Annotated in this window: 17 protein-coding genes; 15 read left to right on the forward strand and 2 right to left on the reverse strand. The window is 65.2% G+C overall.

What is annotated here, in order from left to right:
- The first annotated feature begins 195 nt into the window (after positions 1 to 195).
- The 6 genes from hemE to V8J55_RS05785 all read left to right on the forward strand — a co-directional run bounded on the left by hemE (position 196) and on the right by V8J55_RS05785 (position 4,717).
- Positions 196 to 1,224, forward strand: coding sequence for a uroporphyrinogen decarboxylase (gene hemE, locus V8J55_RS05760; protein ID WP_336444717.1), 1,029 nt, complete (start codon positions 196 to 198; stop codon positions 1,222 to 1,224).
- A 33-nt stretch (positions 1,225 to 1,257) separates the two neighbouring features.
- Positions 1,258 to 1,674: a CopD family protein gene (locus tag V8J55_RS05765; RefSeq protein ID WP_443030790.1), complete on the forward strand. Its 417-nt coding sequence runs from the start codon at positions 1,258 to 1,260 to the stop codon at positions 1,672 to 1,674.
- A 294-nt stretch (positions 1,675 to 1,968) separates the two neighbouring features.
- Positions 1,969 to 3,225 carry a transcription termination factor Rho gene (rho, locus tag V8J55_RS05770; protein ID WP_037514314.1) on the forward strand — a complete coding sequence of 419 codons (1,257 nt, stop codon included), beginning with the start codon at positions 1,969 to 1,971 and terminating at the stop codon, positions 3,223 to 3,225.
- A gap of 12 nt (positions 3,226 to 3,237) precedes the next feature.
- On the forward strand, positions 3,238 to 3,531 hold the full coding sequence (locus tag V8J55_RS05775; RefSeq protein WP_336444719.1) for an antibiotic biosynthesis monooxygenase family protein: 294 nt from the start codon (positions 3,238 to 3,240) through the stop codon (positions 3,529 to 3,531).
- Positions 3,532 to 3,590: 59 nt separating this feature from the next.
- On the forward strand, positions 3,591 to 4,253 hold the full coding sequence (locus V8J55_RS05780) for a TerC family protein (protein ID WP_152568065.1): 663 nt from the start codon (positions 3,591 to 3,593) through the stop codon (positions 4,251 to 4,253).
- 62 nt (positions 4,254 to 4,315) lie between these two features.
- Positions 4,316 to 4,717 carry a DUF1489 family protein gene (locus V8J55_RS05785; protein WP_336444720.1) on the forward strand — a complete coding sequence of 134 codons (402 nt, stop codon included), beginning with the start codon at positions 4,316 to 4,318 and terminating at the stop codon, positions 4,715 to 4,717.
- On the opposite strand, the gene V8J55_RS05790 is transcribed toward V8J55_RS05785, so the two are convergent.
- Entirely contained in the window at positions 4,714 to 5,118 is a 405-nt protein-coding gene (locus V8J55_RS05790) for a nuclear transport factor 2 family protein (RefSeq protein WP_336444721.1), read from the reverse strand. The two genes, V8J55_RS05785 and V8J55_RS05790, sit on opposite strands and share 4 nt — an antisense overlap.
- Positions 5,115 to 5,813, reverse strand: coding sequence for a dienelactone hydrolase family protein (locus tag V8J55_RS05795; RefSeq protein WP_336444722.1), 699 nt, complete (start codon positions 5,811 to 5,813; stop codon positions 5,115 to 5,117). The genes V8J55_RS05790 and V8J55_RS05795 overlap by 4 nt, the downstream gene beginning before the upstream one ends.
- Positions 5,814 to 5,920: 107 nt before the next feature.
- Between V8J55_RS05795 and V8J55_RS05800 the strand changes: the two genes are divergently transcribed.
- The 9 genes from V8J55_RS05800 (at position 5,921) to V8J55_RS05840 (ending at position 16,529) form a co-directional block, all read left to right on the forward strand.
- A complete protein-coding gene (locus tag V8J55_RS05800) occupies positions 5,921 to 6,217 on the forward strand; it encodes a DUF6489 family protein (RefSeq protein ID WP_336444723.1) in 297 nt (98 codons plus the stop codon).
- 23 nt (positions 6,218 to 6,240) lie between these two features.
- On the forward strand, positions 6,241 to 7,545 hold the full coding sequence (gene mnmE, locus V8J55_RS05805; RefSeq protein WP_336445712.1) for a tRNA uridine-5-carboxymethylaminomethyl(34) synthesis GTPase MnmE: 1,305 nt from the start codon (positions 6,241 to 6,243) through the stop codon (positions 7,543 to 7,545).
- A 76-nt stretch (positions 7,546 to 7,621) separates the two neighbouring features.
- On the forward strand, positions 7,622 to 9,490 hold the full coding sequence (mnmG, locus tag V8J55_RS05810) for a tRNA uridine-5-carboxymethylaminomethyl(34) synthesis enzyme MnmG (protein ID WP_336444724.1): 1,869 nt from the start codon (positions 7,622 to 7,624) through the stop codon (positions 9,488 to 9,490).
- Between the two features lie 33 nt (positions 9,491 to 9,523).
- Positions 9,524 to 10,183 carry a 16S rRNA (guanine(527)-N(7))-methyltransferase RsmG gene (gene rsmG, locus V8J55_RS05815; RefSeq protein WP_336444725.1) on the forward strand — a complete coding sequence of 220 codons (660 nt, stop codon included), beginning with the start codon at positions 9,524 to 9,526 and terminating at the stop codon, positions 10,181 to 10,183.
- Positions 10,180 to 10,962 carry a ParA family protein gene (locus tag V8J55_RS05820; RefSeq protein ID WP_037514325.1) on the forward strand — a complete coding sequence of 261 codons (783 nt, stop codon included), beginning with the start codon at positions 10,180 to 10,182 and terminating at the stop codon, positions 10,960 to 10,962. Before rsmG ends, V8J55_RS05820 begins: the two co-directional genes overlap by 4 nt.
- Positions 10,963 to 11,928, forward strand: coding sequence for a ParB/RepB/Spo0J family partition protein (locus V8J55_RS05825; protein WP_336444726.1), 966 nt, complete (start codon positions 10,963 to 10,965; stop codon positions 11,926 to 11,928).
- A gap of 285 nt (positions 11,929 to 12,213) precedes the next feature.
- A complete protein-coding gene (locus V8J55_RS05830) occupies positions 12,214 to 12,711 on the forward strand; it encodes a DUF4402 domain-containing protein (protein WP_336444727.1) in 498 nt (165 codons plus the stop codon).
- Positions 12,712 to 12,900: 189 nt separating this feature from the next.
- On the forward strand, positions 12,901 to 13,725 hold the full coding sequence (locus V8J55_RS05835) for a molecular chaperone (RefSeq protein WP_336444728.1): 825 nt from the start codon (positions 12,901 to 12,903) through the stop codon (positions 13,723 to 13,725).
- A 119-nt stretch (positions 13,726 to 13,844) separates the two neighbouring features.
- Positions 13,845 to 16,529, forward strand: coding sequence for an MSCRAMM family protein (locus tag V8J55_RS05840; RefSeq protein ID WP_336444729.1), 2,685 nt, complete (start codon positions 13,845 to 13,847; stop codon positions 16,527 to 16,529).
- Positions 16,530 to 16,606: the final 77 nt, after the last annotated feature.

Here is a 16,606-nt window from a genome sequence, read left to right on the forward strand (position 1 = left end):
CCACAAGGGATGAATCTTATCCACAGGCTGTGAATTAGGGGGACAGCGACAAACGACTCTGCGCGCCAACTTGCCAGGCCCAGAGTCAAGCTGTTGGCAAAAAGGACGCCCCGGCCTAAAGCCGCGCTTGTCCGCCGACCTACAAACCACCACAATATTATTTAATATGTATATGAAGAGAGAAAGAGGGCCCGCGTGAAGGCGTCACCGAAGAGTCTGCTGGCAACGCTGCGCGGGGTGCGGCACGAGCGCCCGCCCTTGTGGCTGATGCGCCAGGCCGGACGCTATCTGCCCGAATATCGCGCGCTCAGGGAAACCAAGGGCGGTTTCCTCGAGCTTTGCTACGATCCCGAGGCCGCGGCCGAAGTGACGTTGCAGCCGATCCGGCGTTTTGGTTTCGACGGCTCGATCCTCTTTTCGGACATCCTCGTCATCCCGCACGCGCTCGGCCAGCATTTGTGGTTCGAGGCGGGCGAGGGGCCGCGGCTCGCACCCCCACTCGTCGATAGCACGCTGGCGTCGCTCGAGACGGCCCACCAGCGGCTCGACCCCGTCTATGCGACCGTCGCGCGCGTCGCGGCCGCGCTCCCCCCCGAAACGACCTTCCTTGGCTTTGCAGGGAGCCCGTGGACGGTCGCAACCTATATGGTGGCGGGGCAGGGGTCGAAGGACCAGGCCGCGGCCAGGCGGCTTGCGTTCGGCGATCCAGCGGCGTTCCAGGCGATTATCGACGCGATCGTCGAGCTGACCGTCACTTATCTGTCGGGCCAGATCGAAAATGGCGTCGACGCGGTGCAATTGTTCGACAGCTGGGCGGGCAGCCTGAGCCCCGCGCAATATGAGCGATGGGTGATCGCGCCCAACGCCGAGATCGTGCGCCGATTAAGGGCGCTCCATCCCGACACGCCGATCATCGGCTTTCCAAAGGGTGCGGGCGGAAAGCTCCGCGCCTATGCCGACGAGACCGGGGTCGACGCGATCGGGCTCGACGAAACGGTCGACCCGCTGTGGGCCGACGCCAACTTGCCGGCGCATCTGCCGGTACAGGGCAATCTCGACCCGCTCGCGCTCGTCGCGGGCGGCGACGCGCTCGATGTGGCGATCGACCGCATCCTTGCGGCGTTCCCGTCGCGTCCCCATATCTTCAATCTCGGTCATGGGATCGTGCCCGACACGCCGATCGCCCATGTCGAGCATCTGATCAAACGCGTTCGCGGCGGATAATCTATGGAACTGGCAGGCTTTTTGGGGGCGACGATGCTTTGGGTCAAAGCGGCGCATATCATTTTCGTGATTTTCCTGATGGCCGGCCTGTTCATGATGCCGCGCTTTTTCGTCTATCACCATCAATGTCCGGTCGGGTCCGACGAGGACAAGAAGTGGATCGAGCGCGAGGACCGGCTGCGGCGGATCATCTTGAATCCCGCGCTGATCATCGTCTGGATTTTCGGGCTGATGCTCGCCTTCAACGGCAATTATTGGCGCGAGGGCTGGTTCATCGCCAAGCTGATACTCGTGCTGGCGGTGTCGGGCTATCATGGCTGGATGATCGGCTATGCGAAGAAGCTCGCGCGCGGGCTTCGGCCGCTCACCGAAAAGCAGCTGCGAATGCTCAACGAGGTGCCGGGCGTCGCCGCGGCGATCATTGTCATCCTCGTCGTGGTGCGCCCTTAATCTGCTATCGTCATGCCGGACTTGATCCGGCATCCACTCCGGAGCTGGCGCAATGGGCCCCGGATCAAGTCCGGGGTGACGAGGGTCTAAAGGACCGGTCGAAAGCGCCCGATCACCGCTGCCCGATTGACTTGAACCCGGCCCGGTTATAGGGGCCGATCAACCCCGCCCCGCGCGGGCGGCGCTTCCCTGCGCCGAAGCTATCTTGAACGGTCGTCCCACGGCCGGATAGGCACCCCAGGGTGCATCGAAATCGACTGTTATTTTCTCCCAAAATCTACTTGGAATCCATCCATGCATCTTAAAGAACTCAAAACCAAAGCCCCCGCCCAGCTCGTCGAAATGGCTGAAGAGCTGGGGGTCGAGGGCGCATCGACGCTGCGCAAGCAGGACCTGATGTTCTCGATCCTGAAAGTACTCGCCGAAGAGGGCGAGGAAATCATCGGATCGGGCACGATCGAGGTTCTCCCGGACTCGTTCGGTTTCCTGCGCTCGTCCGAAGCCAATTATCTCGCGGGTCCCGACGACATTTATGTCTCGCCGAACCAGGTCCGCAAATATGGCCTGCGCACCGGCGACACCGTCGAGGGCGAGATCCGCGCCCCGCGCGACGGCGAACGTTATTTCGCGCTTACCAAGCTGATCAGCGTCAATTTCGACGATCCCGACGTCGTGCGTCACCGCGTCAATTTCGACAATCTCACGCCGCTCTATCCGAACCAGAAGCTGTCGCTCGACACCGTCGACCCGACCGTCAAGGACAAGTCGGCGCGCGTGATCGACCTCGTCAGCCCGCAGGGCAAGGGCCAGCGCGCGCTGATCGTCGCGCCGCCGCGCACGGGTAAAACGGTGCTGCTGCAAAATATCGCCAAGGCGATCACCGACAACCACCCCGAGGTTTACCTGATCGTCCTCCTCGTCGACGAACGTCCCGAGGAAGTCACCGACATGCAGCGCAGCGTGAACGGCGAAGTCGTCTCCTCGACCTTCGACGAGCCCGCGACGCGTCACGTCCAGGTCGCCGAAATGGTGATCGAAAAGGCGAAGCGCCTCGTCGAGCACAAGAAGGATGTCGTCATCCTGCTCGACTCGATCACGCGCCTCGGCCGCGCCTACAACACCGTCGTCCCTTCATCGGGCAAGGTGCTGACCGGCGGTGTCGACGCCAACGCGCTCCAGCGTCCCAAGCGTTTCTTCGGCGCGGCGCGTAACATCGAGGAAGGCGGTTCGCTGTCGATCATCGCCACCGCGCTGATCGATACCGGCAGCCGCATGGACGAAGTCATCTTTGAAGAATTCAAGGGCACGGGTAACTCCGAAATCGTGCTCGACCGCAAGGTCGCCGACAAGCGCATCTTCCCCTCGCTCGACGTCGGCAAGTCGGGCACGCGCAAGGAAGAATTGCTCGTCGAGAAGGACAAGCTCAGCAAAATGTGGGTGCTGCGCCGCATCCTCATGCAGATGGGCACGATCGACGCGATGGAATTCCTGCTCGACAAGATCAAGGATTCGAAGACCAACGAGGATTTCTTCGACTCCATGAATCAGTAAGCCGACCCAGCGATGGCCGTGATCGAACATGCCTTGCTTCCCGTTTGTGCGGGAAGCGAGGCCGCGTTCGAGGCGGCCGCCCGCGCGGCGCGGCCGCTGATCGAAGCATCGCCCGGTTTTATTTCAATCGAAATTCGCCGCCCGACAGAAACTGGACAGGCCTATCTGCTTTTGGTGAAGTGGAGGTCGGTCGAGGATCATCGGGACGGCTTCCGGCAATCGGACCGTTATCAACAATGGCGGGCGTTGCTGCATCCCTTTTATGACCCTATGCCAGAGGTCAGTTATTTCGGAGAGCCGCTGTGATTTTGGAATTTTTGACCCAGGCCGGCGCGCATGCCGCCGGATTTGGCGGACCCGCCGACATGTGGGGCGCGATCGTCAACGATTTTTCGAACATCACCGAACCCGCGGCCTTCGCCGCCTTCCTGCAGGTGCTGATGATCGACCTCGTCCTCGCGGGCGACAATGCGATCGTCGTTGGCGCACTCGCCGCGGGGCTTCCCGCCGAACAGCGCAAGAAGGTCATCCTGATCGGCGTGATCGCGGCATTGGTGTTGCGTATCGCCTTCGCGCTCGTCGTGACCCAGTTGATGCAGATCGTCGGGCTGATTTTCGTCGGCGGGCTGCTGCTCGTGTGGGTGGCGTGGAAGATGTGGCGCGAGCTGCGGCATACCGGCCAGTCGCATGGTTCGCCCGAGATTGCGGGCGACGAGCATTCGGGTCTGAAGCCCGCCAAGAGCTTTGCCGGCGCCGCCTGGGCCGTGGCCGTCGCCGACGTCAGCATGAGCCTCGACAATGTCCTCGCGGTCGCGGGTGCGGCGCGCGAGCATCCGGGCATCCTGATCGTCGGCCTGATCTTTGCCGTCGCGCTGATGGGCCTCGCGGCGAACATCATCGCCAAATATATCGAGCGCTACCGCTGGATCGCCTACGTCGGCCTTGCCGTGATCGTCTATGTCGCGGTCAAGATGATCTACGAAGGCTGGGTCGATCCTGGCGTCGGGGTCGGAACGCTCTTCGGCTAAAAAAGGAAAAGCCAGTCCTTCGCGGGGCTGGCTTTTTTCTTGTCCGTTCCCATCTTTGGGGCATGTCCGCACTCCACATGACCCGCGTTGCCGTCGGCTGCGCCGACTATCCGGCGCTGGAGGCGCGGATCGCCAACTATGCGACGGACGGCGAAATTCGCTTTGCGACGCGGTTCCGGCCCAAGCGCGCCGACGAGCTGGTCGGCGGCAAGCTCCATTTCATCGTGAAACATACACTCGTTGCGCGTGTTGAAATCCTGCGCTTCGACGATCGCAGCGACGGGCGTGTCGACATCGTCTGCGTCGCCGATCTCGAGCGTGTGCATCCGCAGCCGAAGCGCGCGCATCAGGGCTGGCGCTATCTGGCCGACGCCGATGCGCCAAAGGGCGTCGACGATCAAAGCGGGGTCGGCGCGCTACCGCCAGAACTCTATCGCGAGCTCGCCGAACTGATGCTGATCTAGCTCGCCGCTTGCGCTGCGAGCATTTCGCCCATCTTTTCCCAGACCTTGTTGATCGCCTTGAGCGGGCGAACCATCACCTTGAAATCTTTTATCTTTCCTTCGTCGTTCCAGGTGATGATGTCGACACCGTTGATCTGGATGCCGTCGAGGACGCTCTGGAATTCGAGCATCGCCTGGTCGCCGTCGACGATCTCGCGCAGATAGCGGAAATCGTCGCCGCCGAGGACGTGGCTCGCGGCGTGGAGATAGGCGAAGACCTTGTCGCGGCCGGCCTGCGGCGTGTGGACGACGGGCGAGTGGAACACCGCATCCGCGGCGAGCAGGTCACCGAGCGCCTGCGGGTCGCCGCCGCCCGCCATATGGGCGTGCCAGGCGGCGAGGCCGGGATGCGGCGCGCTCATGCGAGCTGCTCGGCGAAGAAGGCGCGGGTGCGGCCGTCGGCGAGCTCAGCGCCTTCCTCGTTGCGGCGGTTGCCCATCGTCGCGGCGAAACCGTGGTCGAGGCCGGGATAGTCGTGGAGCGTGACCTTCGGGTGCGGATCGAGCGCGTCGTGGATCTTTTTCTGCGCCGCATGGTCGACGAAATGATCCTCCGCCGGGATGTGGAGCATCAGCGGGTTGGCGATCGCGTGGCTTTCGTTCAGCATCTGGTCGATCATGACGCCATAGTAGCCGACCGACGCGTCGATATCGGTGCGTGTCGCCGCCATATAGGCAAGGCGGCCGCCGAGGCAGAAGCCGACCGCACCGATCCTGTCGGCACCTTGATTGCGCAGCCAGTGGATCGCGGCCTCGATATCCTTGACCCCGTCGTCCGCGTCATACTGGCCGAAATAGCCGAGCGCCTGCTGGAATTCGGCCTCGACATCGGGGCTGAGCTCGACCCCCGGGGCGAAGCGCCAGAAGATGTCGGGGGCGATCGCGAGATAGCCTTCGGCCGCCCAGTCGTCGCATTTCTGCCGGATGCCTTCGTTGACTCCGAAAATTTCGGGGATGACGATGATCGCGCGCGTGCTGTCGGCGTCGGGGCGCGCGACATAGGCGGGGATCGTGCCGGCGCCGTCGAGCGTCGGGATGTCGGTGTTCGTTGCGGCCATGTGGGGAGCTCTCCTGACTCTTGCTTCTTTGCGGTGAAAGCGCGAAGCTAGCGGTGCTATGGGCGTGGCTCAAGCGGCTAACCGGCATTTCGGGGCGGAGACAGGCGATGAAGTTCAATATTGAGATCAATTGCACCCCCGAAGAGGCGCGGCGCCTGTTCGGCCTTCCCGATCTCGAGCCGCTGCACGACATCTACCTCGACCGCGTCAAGGAATTGATGGCGAAGGGGATCACTCCCGACATGGTCCAGTCGATGGTCAAAACCTGGGTGCCCATGGGCGGCAGCGGGCTCGAGCTCGTCCAGTCGCTGCTCGGCCAGTTCGGCGGCGGATTGATGGGCGGGGCGTCGAAATCGGCCGACAAGGACGATGATGATAAGTCCGCCAAGGGGCGCAAGAGCTGAACCAAGCCCTTGTAAGCGATACGATTTTTGCGCTGTCGAGCGGGATGCCGCCGGCGGCGATCGGCGTCGTGCGCATCAGCGGGCCGCAGGCCGGGGCGGCGCTGCAGGCACTCGCGGGGAGGCTGCCCGAGCCACGTCATGCCTCACTCGCTGCGCTCAAGGGCACCGATGGCGCGCCGCTCGATAACGCGTTGACCCTCTGGTTCCCGGGCCCCGCGACGGCGACCGGCGAAGATCTCGCTGAACTGCATCTGCACGGCGGGCGCGCAGTGGTCGCGGCGGTGGAGGCGGCGCTTGGCGCGATGCCGGGTGTGCGCCCCGCGATCGCGGGGGAATTTACGCGGCGTGCGTTCGACAACGGCCGGATCGACCTTGCCGAGGCCGAGGGGCTCGCCGACCTGCTCGCGGCCGAGACCGAAAGCCAGCGGGTGCAGGCGCTCGGCATGGCGAGCGGGCATGTGTCGCGTGCGGTCGCAGGTTGGCAGGACCAGCTGCTCACGCTGATGGCGGGCGCCGAGGCCGAACTTAATTTTGCCGATGAGGATGATGTCGAAGTTGGCGACGCTGTTGCGCAGCGTCTGATTGCGGGAATGGGAGCACTTTCGGACGAGCTCGGCGAATGGCTCGCGCGGCCGGCGGCGGAGGTGATCGCCGAGGGGCTGTCGGTGGTGATCGCGGGGCCGCCGAATGCTGGAAAATCGACCTTGATCAATGCCTTGGCGCAGCGCGAGCTGGCGATTGTATCGCCGGTGGCGGGGACGACACGCGATGTGATCGAAACGCCGCTCGCGCTCGACGGCATCGCGATGCGCTTTTCGGATACCGCGGGGATTCGCGGCGAGGGCGCCGATGTTATCGAGGCGATCGGGATCGATCGCGCGAAGGCGGCGGTCGAGGGTGCGGATATTCTGTTGTGGCTCGGCCCGCCGAAGGCGGCGCCCGCGCATCCGCGTTGCATCACAATCGCCGCGCAGGCCGATCGCTGGTCGGGCGATGCGGCGGCGGAAGCTGCCGCGGCGCATTGCGATCTGATCCTGTCGGCGGCGACGGGCGAGGGGATGGACAAGCTTCACCGCTACATCGTCGACATGGCGCGCACCTTGTTGCCGCGCGAAGGCGAAGCGGCGCTGCGCCAGCGTCAGCGCGCTGCGCTCGCCGAAGCGCGCGACTGGCTGACGATTGCGGCAGGATCGCGCGAGGAATATGATTTAATTCTGCTCGCCGAGCGACTTAGGCTCGCCGCAACCGCGCTCGACCGGATTACGGGGCGCGCGGGCGTCGAGGAAATGCTCGACGCCTTGTTCGGGCGTTTCTGCATCGGGAAATGATGTTCCACGTGAAACATCGAACGGCAAGCAGCGCGGTGGATTCGGCGCGCGCTTTGCGGTAAAGGCCGCACCAATCATGCAGAATGAAGCAATTTTCGATGTCATCGTCGTCGGCGGTGGGCACGCCGGAACCGAAGCCGCGGCCGCCGCGGCGCGGCTCGGTGCGCGCGTCGCGCTCGTTAGTTTCGACCCCGCGCTGATCGGCACGATGTCGTGCAACCCGGCGATCGGCGGGCTCGGCAAGGGTCATTTGATGCGCGAGGTCGACGCGCTCGACGGGTGGATGGCGCGCGCCGCCGACAGCGCGGCGATTCATTATCGGATGCTCAATGCGTCGAAGGGCGCGGCGGTGCAGGGGCCGCGCATCCAGGCCGATCGTAAACTCTATCGCGACGCGATCCAAAACTTGCTCGCGGCAGAGGACGGCATCACCGTCGTCGCGGGCGAGGCGGCCGCGCTGCGGCTGTCGGAGGATGGATGCGTCGAAGGGCTCGATCTCGCCGACGGCTCCATTTTGAATGCCCGCGCGGTCGTGCTCGCGACGGGAACATTCCTCGGCGGCCGGCTGTTCCGCGGCGAGGAGCGGATGGAGGGTGGCCGCATCGGCGAGGCTGGCGCGCACCGGCTCGCCGAACAGTTGCGCGCGGCTGACCTGCCGATGGCGCGGCTCAAGACGGGCACGCCGCCGCGGCTCGACGGGCGGACGATCGATTGGGCGCGGCTCGACGAGCAGCCGTCGGATAGTGCGGAAGGGGCGCGCTGGACCTGTTCCACGTGGAACAGCGAACGGACGGTGCCGCAGATTTTTTGCGCGATCACGCGCACCAATGCCGAAAGCCACGCGATTATCGCGGCGAATCTCGATCGATCGCCGCTGTTCACCGGCGCGATCGGCGCGGCGGGGCCGCGCTATTGCCCGTCGATCGAGGACAAAATCCACCGCTTCGCCGACCGCGACGGGCATCAGGTGTTTCTCGAACCGGAGGGGCTCGATAGCTTTCTCGTCTATCCGAACGGGATTTCGACCTCGCTGCCCGCCGACGTGCAGCTTGCGATGCTGCGCACGATGGCGGGGCTCGAGACGGTTGAGATGGTCGTGCCGGGCTATGCGGTCGAATATGATCATATCGATCCGCGCGCGCTCGACCGGACATTGCAGGTGCGCGCGATGCCGGGTCTTTGGTGCGCGGGCCAGATCAACGGCACGACCGGATATGAGGAGGCGGCGGCGCAAGGGCTAATCGCCGGTGCGAATGCCGCGCTCGCCGCGCAGGACCGTGATCCGCTGATCCTCGATCGATCCGAATCCTATATCGGTGTGATGGTCGATGACCTGGTGCTGCAGGGGGTGACCGAACCCTATCGCATGCTCACCGCGCGCGCCGAATATCGCTTGCGGCTGCGCGCCGACAATGCCGCGACGCGGCTGACGCCGAAGGGAATCGCGCTGGGGTTGGTGCGCCCCGCGACCGCCGCGCTGTTCGCGGCGCGGCAGGCCGAACGGGCGCGAGCCGAAGCGCTGCTCGATGCGGCGGTCGCGACTGCCGATTATGCCGCGGTCGGACTGGCGCTCCCGGGGGACGGCATCGCGCGCAAGCGGATCGACCTGCTGCGCTATCCCGATATGACGATGGCGCGGCTCGCCATGCTCGCACCCGAACTCGATTCCATCGATCCTGCGATTCTGTCCGAGATCGCCGAAGACGCGCATTACGCGCCCTATATTGCGCGGCAGGATGCCGAACTGCGCGCGCTCGCGGCGAACGAGGCGATCATGCTCGACCCTGCGCTCGATTATGCCGCGATCGGCGGTCTGTCGCGCGAAATGGTCGAACGGCTGACGAAGGCGCGGCCCGAGACGCTGGGGCAGGCGGCGCGGATCGACGGGGTGACCCCGGCGGCGCTGACCGCGATTATGGTACATAGCCGGCGGCGCGCCGCATGAGCCGATCGATGTTTGAAAACAGAGGGTGCGCACGTGTCGGTTGAACTGCTTGATAGCGAAGACGCCGCACGGGCCTGGATCGGCGAGGCATTTTCACCGACCGCTGGTCAGTGGAAACAGCTTGAGCGCTTCGTCGATCTTTTGATCGCCGAAAGCGTGCAGCAGAATCTGATCGCGTCATCGACGATCCCGACAATGTGGGTCCGGCATATTGCCGACAGCGCCCAGCTCTTGTCTTTCGACACCCGCGACGGCGACGGCCTCTGGATCGATCTCGGAAGCGGCGCGGGATTGCCGGGGCTGGTTATCGCCATATTGAGCGCGCGCCCGATGCTGCTTGTGGAATCGCGAAAGCGGCGCTGCGATTTCTTGCGCAGCGTCGCTGCGGAGCTTGATCTCGCAAATGTCGAGGTCGTCGAAGCGCCTTTGGAGCGGATCGAAACCCGGCCCGCATCGACGATCAGCGCGCGCGCCTTTGCCCCGCTCGACCGGCTGCTCGACTTATCCGCGCGTTTTTCCACCGAATCGACGCGCTGGCTGCTGCCAAAAGGCCGAAACGCAGTTAAGGAACTGGCTTTGCTGCCTCAGCCATGGCAGAGAATGTTCCACGTGGAACAGAGCCGTACGGACGCTGAGAGCCAGATTTTGGTCGGCTCCGGAAAAATCGCGGCAAAACAGCGAGGAAAGCGATGATCCGCATTGCCGTGGCGAACCAGAAGGGTGGGGTCGGCAAGACGACGACGGCAATCAATCTGGCGACCGCGCTCGCGGCGACGGGCTGGCGCACGCTGATCATCGACCTCGATCCGCAGGGCAATGCGTCGACCGGGCTGGGAATCAAGCAATCGCAACGCGAATCTTCGAGCTATGAATTGCTGCGTGGCGATGCGACGCTTGCCGAGTGCGCGATCCCGACCGCGGTGCCGCGGCTCGACATCGTCACCGCGACGGTCGACCTGTCGGGAGCCGAGATCGAGCTGATCGAATTTCAGGACCGCCTGCACCGCCTGCAGCAGGCGCTGTCGAGCGCCGAGGCGGGGCAGTGGGATATCTGCCTGATCGACTGCCCGCCATCCTTGGGCATGCTGACGCTCAACGCGCTGATCGCGGCCGAATCGCTGATCGTGCCGCTGCAATGCGAATTTTTCGCGCTTGAGGGGCTCAGCCAGCTGCTCACCACGGTCGAGCGCGTGCGCGAACGCTTCAACCAGAAATTGTCGATCCTGGGCGTCGCGCTCACCATGTTCGATCGCCGCAACCGGCTGACCGATCAGGTGTCCGACGATGTGCGCGAGGTGCTCGGCCCCGTCGTGTTCGAAACGGTGATCCCGCGCAATGTTCGGCTGTCCGAAGCGCCGAGCCATGGGCTTCCGGCCTTGATCTACGATCATCGCTGCGCCGGATCGGCGGCCTATATCGCACTCGCACGCGAGTTGATCGACCGGCTTCCTAACGTCCGTAAGGCTGCTTAAATGGCTGATAATAAAGACGAAAATGGATCGGAATCGACACCGGCGCGCAAGCGCCCTTCGGGCCTCGGCCGCGGGCTCAATGCGCTGTTCGGCGATGTCGCGGTTGAGGCACCGGTGCTTGCGACCCCCGGCAGCGCCGCGAAGGCCACGCCGGCGGCGGGCGATTCGGTGCAGCATGTCCCCGTCGGGGCGATTCGCCCGCTGCCGGGCCAGCCGCGCCGCCATTTCGATGAAAATGCGATCGCCGAGCTCGCCGATTCGATCGGGCTGCGCGGATTGCTGCAGCCGATCATCGTCCGCCGCTCGCCCGATGGCGACGGCTATCAACTTGTTGCCGGTGAACGGCGCTGGCGCGCGGCGCAGCGCGCGGGGCTGCACCAGATTCCCGCGCTTGTGCGCGAGCTCGACGATGCCGCGACCTATGAGATCGCGCTGGTCGAGAATATCCAGCGCCAGGACCTCAACGCGATCGAAGAGGCGAGCGCCTATCGCCGCCTGATCGAGGATTTCGGGCATAATCAGGAAGCGCTGGCGAAGCTGGTCGGCAAGTCGCGCAGCCATGTCGCGAATCTGATGCGCCTGCTCGACCTGCCCGCGAGCGTGCAGACGCTCGTTGGCGACGGATCGCTCGCGATGGGTCATGCGCGCGCGCTGATCGGCGCCGACGGCGCCGAGGCGATCGCGCGCCGCGTCGCGAAGGAAGGCCTCTCGGTCCGTGCGGTCGAGGCGCTGGTGCGCGCGGGCAAGGGCGGCGATGCGCCGCGCAAGGCTCCGCTTGAATTTAAGAGCGCCGACGGCGGGCGTGATCCCGATATCGTCGCGGTCGAGCGGCATCTGTCCGAACTGCTCGGAATCGGTGTCGCGATTCATTATGCCGGCGAGGGCAAGGGCGCGTTGACGCTGAAATTCGCATCGCTCGACCAGCTCGATATGATCTGCCAGCGATTGTCGGGCGAATCGATCTGATCTGCGCCGGGCTGGTGCATGTGCGATTCTTGCCGGACGCTGATCAATTTGTGCCAGTCCGGGCCGTTAATGAAGGAAACGGGGCTCCTCCGCTCCGCTTTATATGCTGCTAAAGTCCTGATTTTGCCCGGTTACCTTACGTAACACGGGCCAATCCTTGTTGCACCGTTAACCAATATTGCTGGCAAAGCCTGAACGGGTCGCCCCGTAGAGAGGTCGGCGAATGGGGTGGGATATCCATTCGAATTTCGACTTCCAATTTTCGAAATCAAGGGACCAAATCATATGCGCAACTTTGGAATGAAGCGCGCCCTCGTGGGCGCCGCGATTGCTGCCCTCGCCATGAACGCCTCGGCGGCGCATGCGGCGTCGGCCACCGGCACGGCAACGGCGAAGATCCTGCGCCAGATCACGCTCACCAAGACCAGCGACCTGCAATATGCGACGATCATCAGCGGCGCGACCGCCTCGACCGTCGCGGTGTCGACCGCTGGTGCCGCGAGCTGCGGCGCGGGCCTGACCTGCACGGGCACGACGACGGCGGGCAGCTATGACGTCCAGGGCACTAACGGTGCCGTGGTGCTGGTCGGCGGCGATTCGAGCGTCACGCTCAACGGCTCGCTCGGCGGCACGATGTCGTCGACGCTGACCTATTCGTCGGCGAACATCACGCTGGGCGCCACGGGCGGCAGCTTCCAGGTCGGCGGCACGCTGAGCGTCGGAGCCAACCAGGCCGCGGGCGACTATTCGGGGACGTTCAACGTCACCGCGAACTACCAATAAGATTGGGGGGCCTGGCGGGCCGAGATCCGCCAGCCGTTAAAATGGGGTCGCCGGCATGGATCCGGCGACCCCTTTTTTGTGCCAGCCGCCGCGATGGTTAGCGAAATATCAACCATGTTGGCGCAGGCAGGATGCGACCATCGGGACGGTGTGGGGCCGTTTCCCGGACGATTGTGGGGATCGTATCCAATGCTTCGCTTTTTGAAGGCCTTTGGCCTGTTCACCGCGGCTGCGCTCGGCGCCGCGGCCTCGCCCGCGCTGGCGGCGGGCGACCTGCTCGTCGCGCCGACGCGCGTCATCCTCGACGGATCGCGCGGGACCGAGGTGGTGCTCAACAATATCGGTAGCGAGCCCGCGACCTATCGCATCAGCCTCGAGATCAAGCGGATGACCGCCGAGGGCGGGCTCGACGAGATCGCCGAGGAGAATGTCACGGCGGCCGAACGCGCCGCGCTCGACATGATCGCCTTCAGCCCGCGCCGCGTCACGCTGCCGCCGAACCAGCCGCAGGTCGTGCGCGTCGGGGTGCGTCTGCCCGAGGGGACGCCGCCGGGCGAATATCGCGCGCATATGCTGTTCCGCGCGGTTCCCGACGCGGCGCCCGCGACCGCCGAGCCCAAGCCGGCGAGCGAGGGGGTATCGATCGCACTCACGCCGATTTACGGGATCACGATCCCGGTGATCGTGCGCGTCGGCGACCTCGGTGCCGAAGCATCGATCGGCGAGGCGTGGGTCAGCGAGACGCAGGATGGGCCGGCGTTCAATTTCGACCTGTCGCGCACGGGCAATCGTTCGGTCTATGGCGATATCGAGGTCACGCGCCCGGGGACCCCCGAGCCGCTGCTCGTCGCGCGCGGCATCGCGGTCTATCCCGAGGTCGGCGCGCGCAAGGTGTCGCTCCGCGTTCCGGGCGAGCTGGCGGCGAAGCTGAAGGGGCCGGTGCGCATTCGCTACGCAGAGGATCGCGAAATCGGCGGCGGCACGATCGACGAGGCCGAGCGGGTGGTGAAATGATAGGATAAGCGCGGGCGAAGCGGGCGGGGCAATGATCCGCGCGGCGCTCTCGCGATGGAAACCGGCGATATTGGCCGGGCTGGCGCTGGTGGGGCTCGTTCCCGCCGGCGCCGAAGCCGTTGAAAAAAAAAACCGTTTCGATTGCGAGCGATCGCTGGGCGCCGAACGAGGACGACAGCTGGCTGTTCGATGTGCGCTCGGGGCAGTACCGGCTCGGCGATGGGGTGCGCGGTTATCAGACGCCGCAGGGGATTTGCGTCGACCTCGGCGATGTCGTGCTCGCGCTCGATCTCGCGGTGCGCGTCGACAAGAAGTTGCGCCGCGCAACCGGCTGGGTGTTCGACGAAAGGCGCAGCCTGACGATCGACCGCGACGCGGGCGACGTGCGCGCGGGGAGCGAGAGCTTCCGCCTGACTGCGACGACGATCCGCGACACGCCCGCGGGATGGTGCGTCGACCTCGATAGCCTGAACGACTGGCTCGGGGTGCCGCTGACCGCCGATCTGTCGAATGCGGTGCTGCGGGTCGATACGAAGGACAAGCTGCCGTTCCAGCTCGCGGCCGAACGCCGCGCACGTGCGGCGGCGATCCGCCCGCAGGCGCAGTTCGACCTTGCGAGTCTGCCGCAGACGGCGCGGCCGTATCAGGCGTGGGCGACGCCCTCGGTCGATGTCGTCGCGTCGGCGGGCGTCGTGTCGGACAAGCGCGGCGGATCCTATGTCCAGGGGCGCTACGAGATTTTCGCGGCGGGCGAAGTGGTCGGCCAGAGTTTCGACGCGCGGCTGTCGTCGGACAATGAGGGTGTGCCCGACAGCTTGCGGATGCGGCTCTATCGCACCGATCCGCAGGGACGGCTGCTCGGGCCGCTGAAGGCGACGCATTACGGGCTAGGCGATGTCAGCCTGCTCTCGACCGGCATCGTCGCCGCGTCGGCGCCGGGGCGCGGCGCGGTGCTGACCAATCGCCCGATCGAGCGGCCCGACGCGTTCGACAAGACGACCTTTCGCGGCGATTTGCCCGCGGGCTGGGATGCCGAACTCTATCGCAATGGGCAATTGCTCGCTTTTACGAGCCCGAACGGCGATGGGCGCTACGAGTTTATCGACGTGCCGCTGCAATATGGCGCGAACCGCTTCGAGATCGTGCTCTATGGGCCGCAGGGGCAGATACGGCGCGAAATCCGGCAGGTGCAGGTAGGGATGGATTCGATTCCGCCGCAGCAGACCTGGTATTGGGCGGGCTTCGCGCAGGAAAATGCCGACCTGGTCGAGTTCGGGAGCCGGCGGCGCGGCGCGTTCCGGCGCGGCTGGCGCGGGACGATGGGAATCGAGCGCGGACTCGACACGCGCACGTCCGCCTCGGCCTATTTCCACAGCCTGCTGATCGAAAATGTCCGCTATAATTATGGCGAGGTCGCGTTGCGGCGCTCGATCGGGCCGACCTTGCTCGAAGTCGGAGGTTCGTACGCTGATAATGGCGGCTTCGCGGCGCGTGCGAGCTGGCTTGCCGCGTTCGGCGAAACCTATGTGCGTGCCGACGCGATGCGCGGCTGGGGCGGGTTCGTTTCGGATCGTTTGATCAATAATATCAACGGTATCTATTCAGTGTCGGTCGACCAGTCGGTCAAGTTCGGGCGAATGGTGCTGCCGCTGCATTTCGACGTGCGGCAGGTCGAACGATGGTCGGGGGTCGACAGCCTCGAAGCCAGCGCGCGCGCGTCGGCGAGTTTCCGCGCGCTGACCTTTACCGGGCAACTCGACTGGAGCCGGACAAAGGTGCCGATCGGTCCCGATCCGCCCGACAATCTCTCCGCCAGCCTGCTTGCCAACGCCCGCATCGGGCGCGTTCGCGTCCGCGGCGAGGCGCGTTTTGCGCTGTCGGGCGCCAATGCCGATTCGCGCATGACCCTGATCGGCGAGTGGGCGGGAAAGGGTGACGCCGAATGGCGCACCGAACTCGGTTATGACCGCGGGCTCGACCGCGCGCGCGCTGGGCTGGGATATACGCGCCGTTTCAACAAGTTGCAGCTGACGGGATTCGGCGAGGTTGCGAGCGATGGATCGGTTGCGGCGTCGCTGGCGCTCGTCTTCAGCTTCGGGCCGAAATCGGACGGCGGCTGGCGCGTGTCGGCCGAGAAGCTCGCGAGCCGCGGGCAGGTGGTCGCCGAGGTCTGGATGGACGAGAATGGCGACGGGGTCCGCCAGCCGGGCGAAGCCGCACTTCCCGACGTGCCGCTGACCGCGGGCAACGCCTTTGTCGACGCCGCGACCGACAAGGCGGGGCGGGGCGCGATCGACGGGCTCGAACCCTTCCGCCCGGTGATGATCGGCATCGACGCGGGCAGCTTGCCCGATCCCTATGTCCAGCCCGCGCTGCCGGGGGTCGTGGTGACCCCGCGGCCCGGAGTCGCGACGCGCGTGCTGCTGCCGATGGCGGCGGCGGGTGAGATCGATGGCACCCTGCGCCGCGATGGCGGCAACCCGATCGAGGGGCTGGGAGTCGAACTCATCGACGCCGAAGGGCGCGTGCGCGCGACGACGATCACCGAATTCGACGGCTATTTCCTCTTCGAGGGCGTCGCTTATGGACGCTACACGGTGCGGCTGGGCAAGGCGTCGGCTGCGGCTTTGCGGCTTGATGGTGCCTTTGCGATGAGCGCGGCGCCAGGCAAGGCGACGCCGCGGGTGCGGCTGGGGACACTGTCGCTAAAGCCGCTGCGCCGCGACGTTGCGATACGGGATGAAGCGCCGTCTGGCAGCAACAGTGCGCGAGGGCCACCGGGCGAGGGGGATGGTGGATTATAGTCGCTAGGCGGCTTTGGGGTGGTGAGCGTGATTGCTCGTCATCCCGGACTTGATCCGGGACCCGCCTTCCTTCTGCC

This window comes from Sphingopyxis sp. CCNWLW2 (assembly GCF_037095755.1).
GTDB lineage: Bacteria > Pseudomonadota > Alphaproteobacteria > Sphingomonadales > Sphingomonadaceae > Sphingopyxis.

Bases quoted from the DNA above. Each gene is read 5' to 3' on its own strand.
- V8J55_RS05765 (WP_443030790.1), top strand. From the start codon at position 1,258: ATGCTTTGGGTCAAAGCGGCGCATATCATTTTCGTGATTTTCCTGATG.
- rho (WP_037514314.1), top strand. From the start codon at position 1,969: ATGCATCTTAAAGAACTCAAAACCAAAGCCCCCGCCCAGCTCGTCGAA.
- V8J55_RS05775 (WP_336444719.1), top strand. From the start codon at position 3,238: ATGGCCGTGATCGAACATGCCTTGCTTCCCGTTTGTGCGGGAAGCGAG.
- V8J55_RS05780 (WP_152568065.1), top strand. From the start codon at position 3,591: ATGTGGGGCGCGATCGTCAACGATTTTTCGAACATCACCGAACCCGCG.
- V8J55_RS05785 (WP_336444720.1), top strand. From the start codon at position 4,316: ATGTCCGCACTCCACATGACCCGCGTTGCCGTCGGCTGCGCCGACTAT.
- V8J55_RS05790 (WP_336444721.1), bottom strand. From the start codon at position 5,118: ATGAGCGCGCCGCATCCCGGCCTCGCCGCCTGGCACGCCCATATGGCG.
- V8J55_RS05795 (WP_336444722.1), bottom strand. From the start codon at position 5,813: ATGGCCGCAACGAACACCGACATCCCGACGCTCGACGGCGCCGGCACG.
- V8J55_RS05800 (WP_336444723.1), top strand. From the start codon at position 5,921: ATGAAGTTCAATATTGAGATCAATTGCACCCCCGAAGAGGCGCGGCGC.
- mnmG (WP_336444724.1), top strand. From the start codon at position 7,622: ATGCAGAATGAAGCAATTTTCGATGTCATCGTCGTCGGCGGTGGGCAC.
- V8J55_RS05820 (WP_037514325.1), top strand. From the start codon at position 10,180: ATGATCCGCATTGCCGTGGCGAACCAGAAGGGTGGGGTCGGCAAGACG.
- V8J55_RS05825 (WP_336444726.1), top strand. From the start codon at position 10,963: ATGGCTGATAATAAAGACGAAAATGGATCGGAATCGACACCGGCGCGC.
- V8J55_RS05830 (WP_336444727.1), top strand. From the start codon at position 12,214: ATGCGCAACTTTGGAATGAAGCGCGCCCTCGTGGGCGCCGCGATTGCT.
- V8J55_RS05835 (WP_336444728.1), top strand. From the start codon at position 12,901: ATGCTTCGCTTTTTGAAGGCCTTTGGCCTGTTCACCGCGGCTGCGCTC.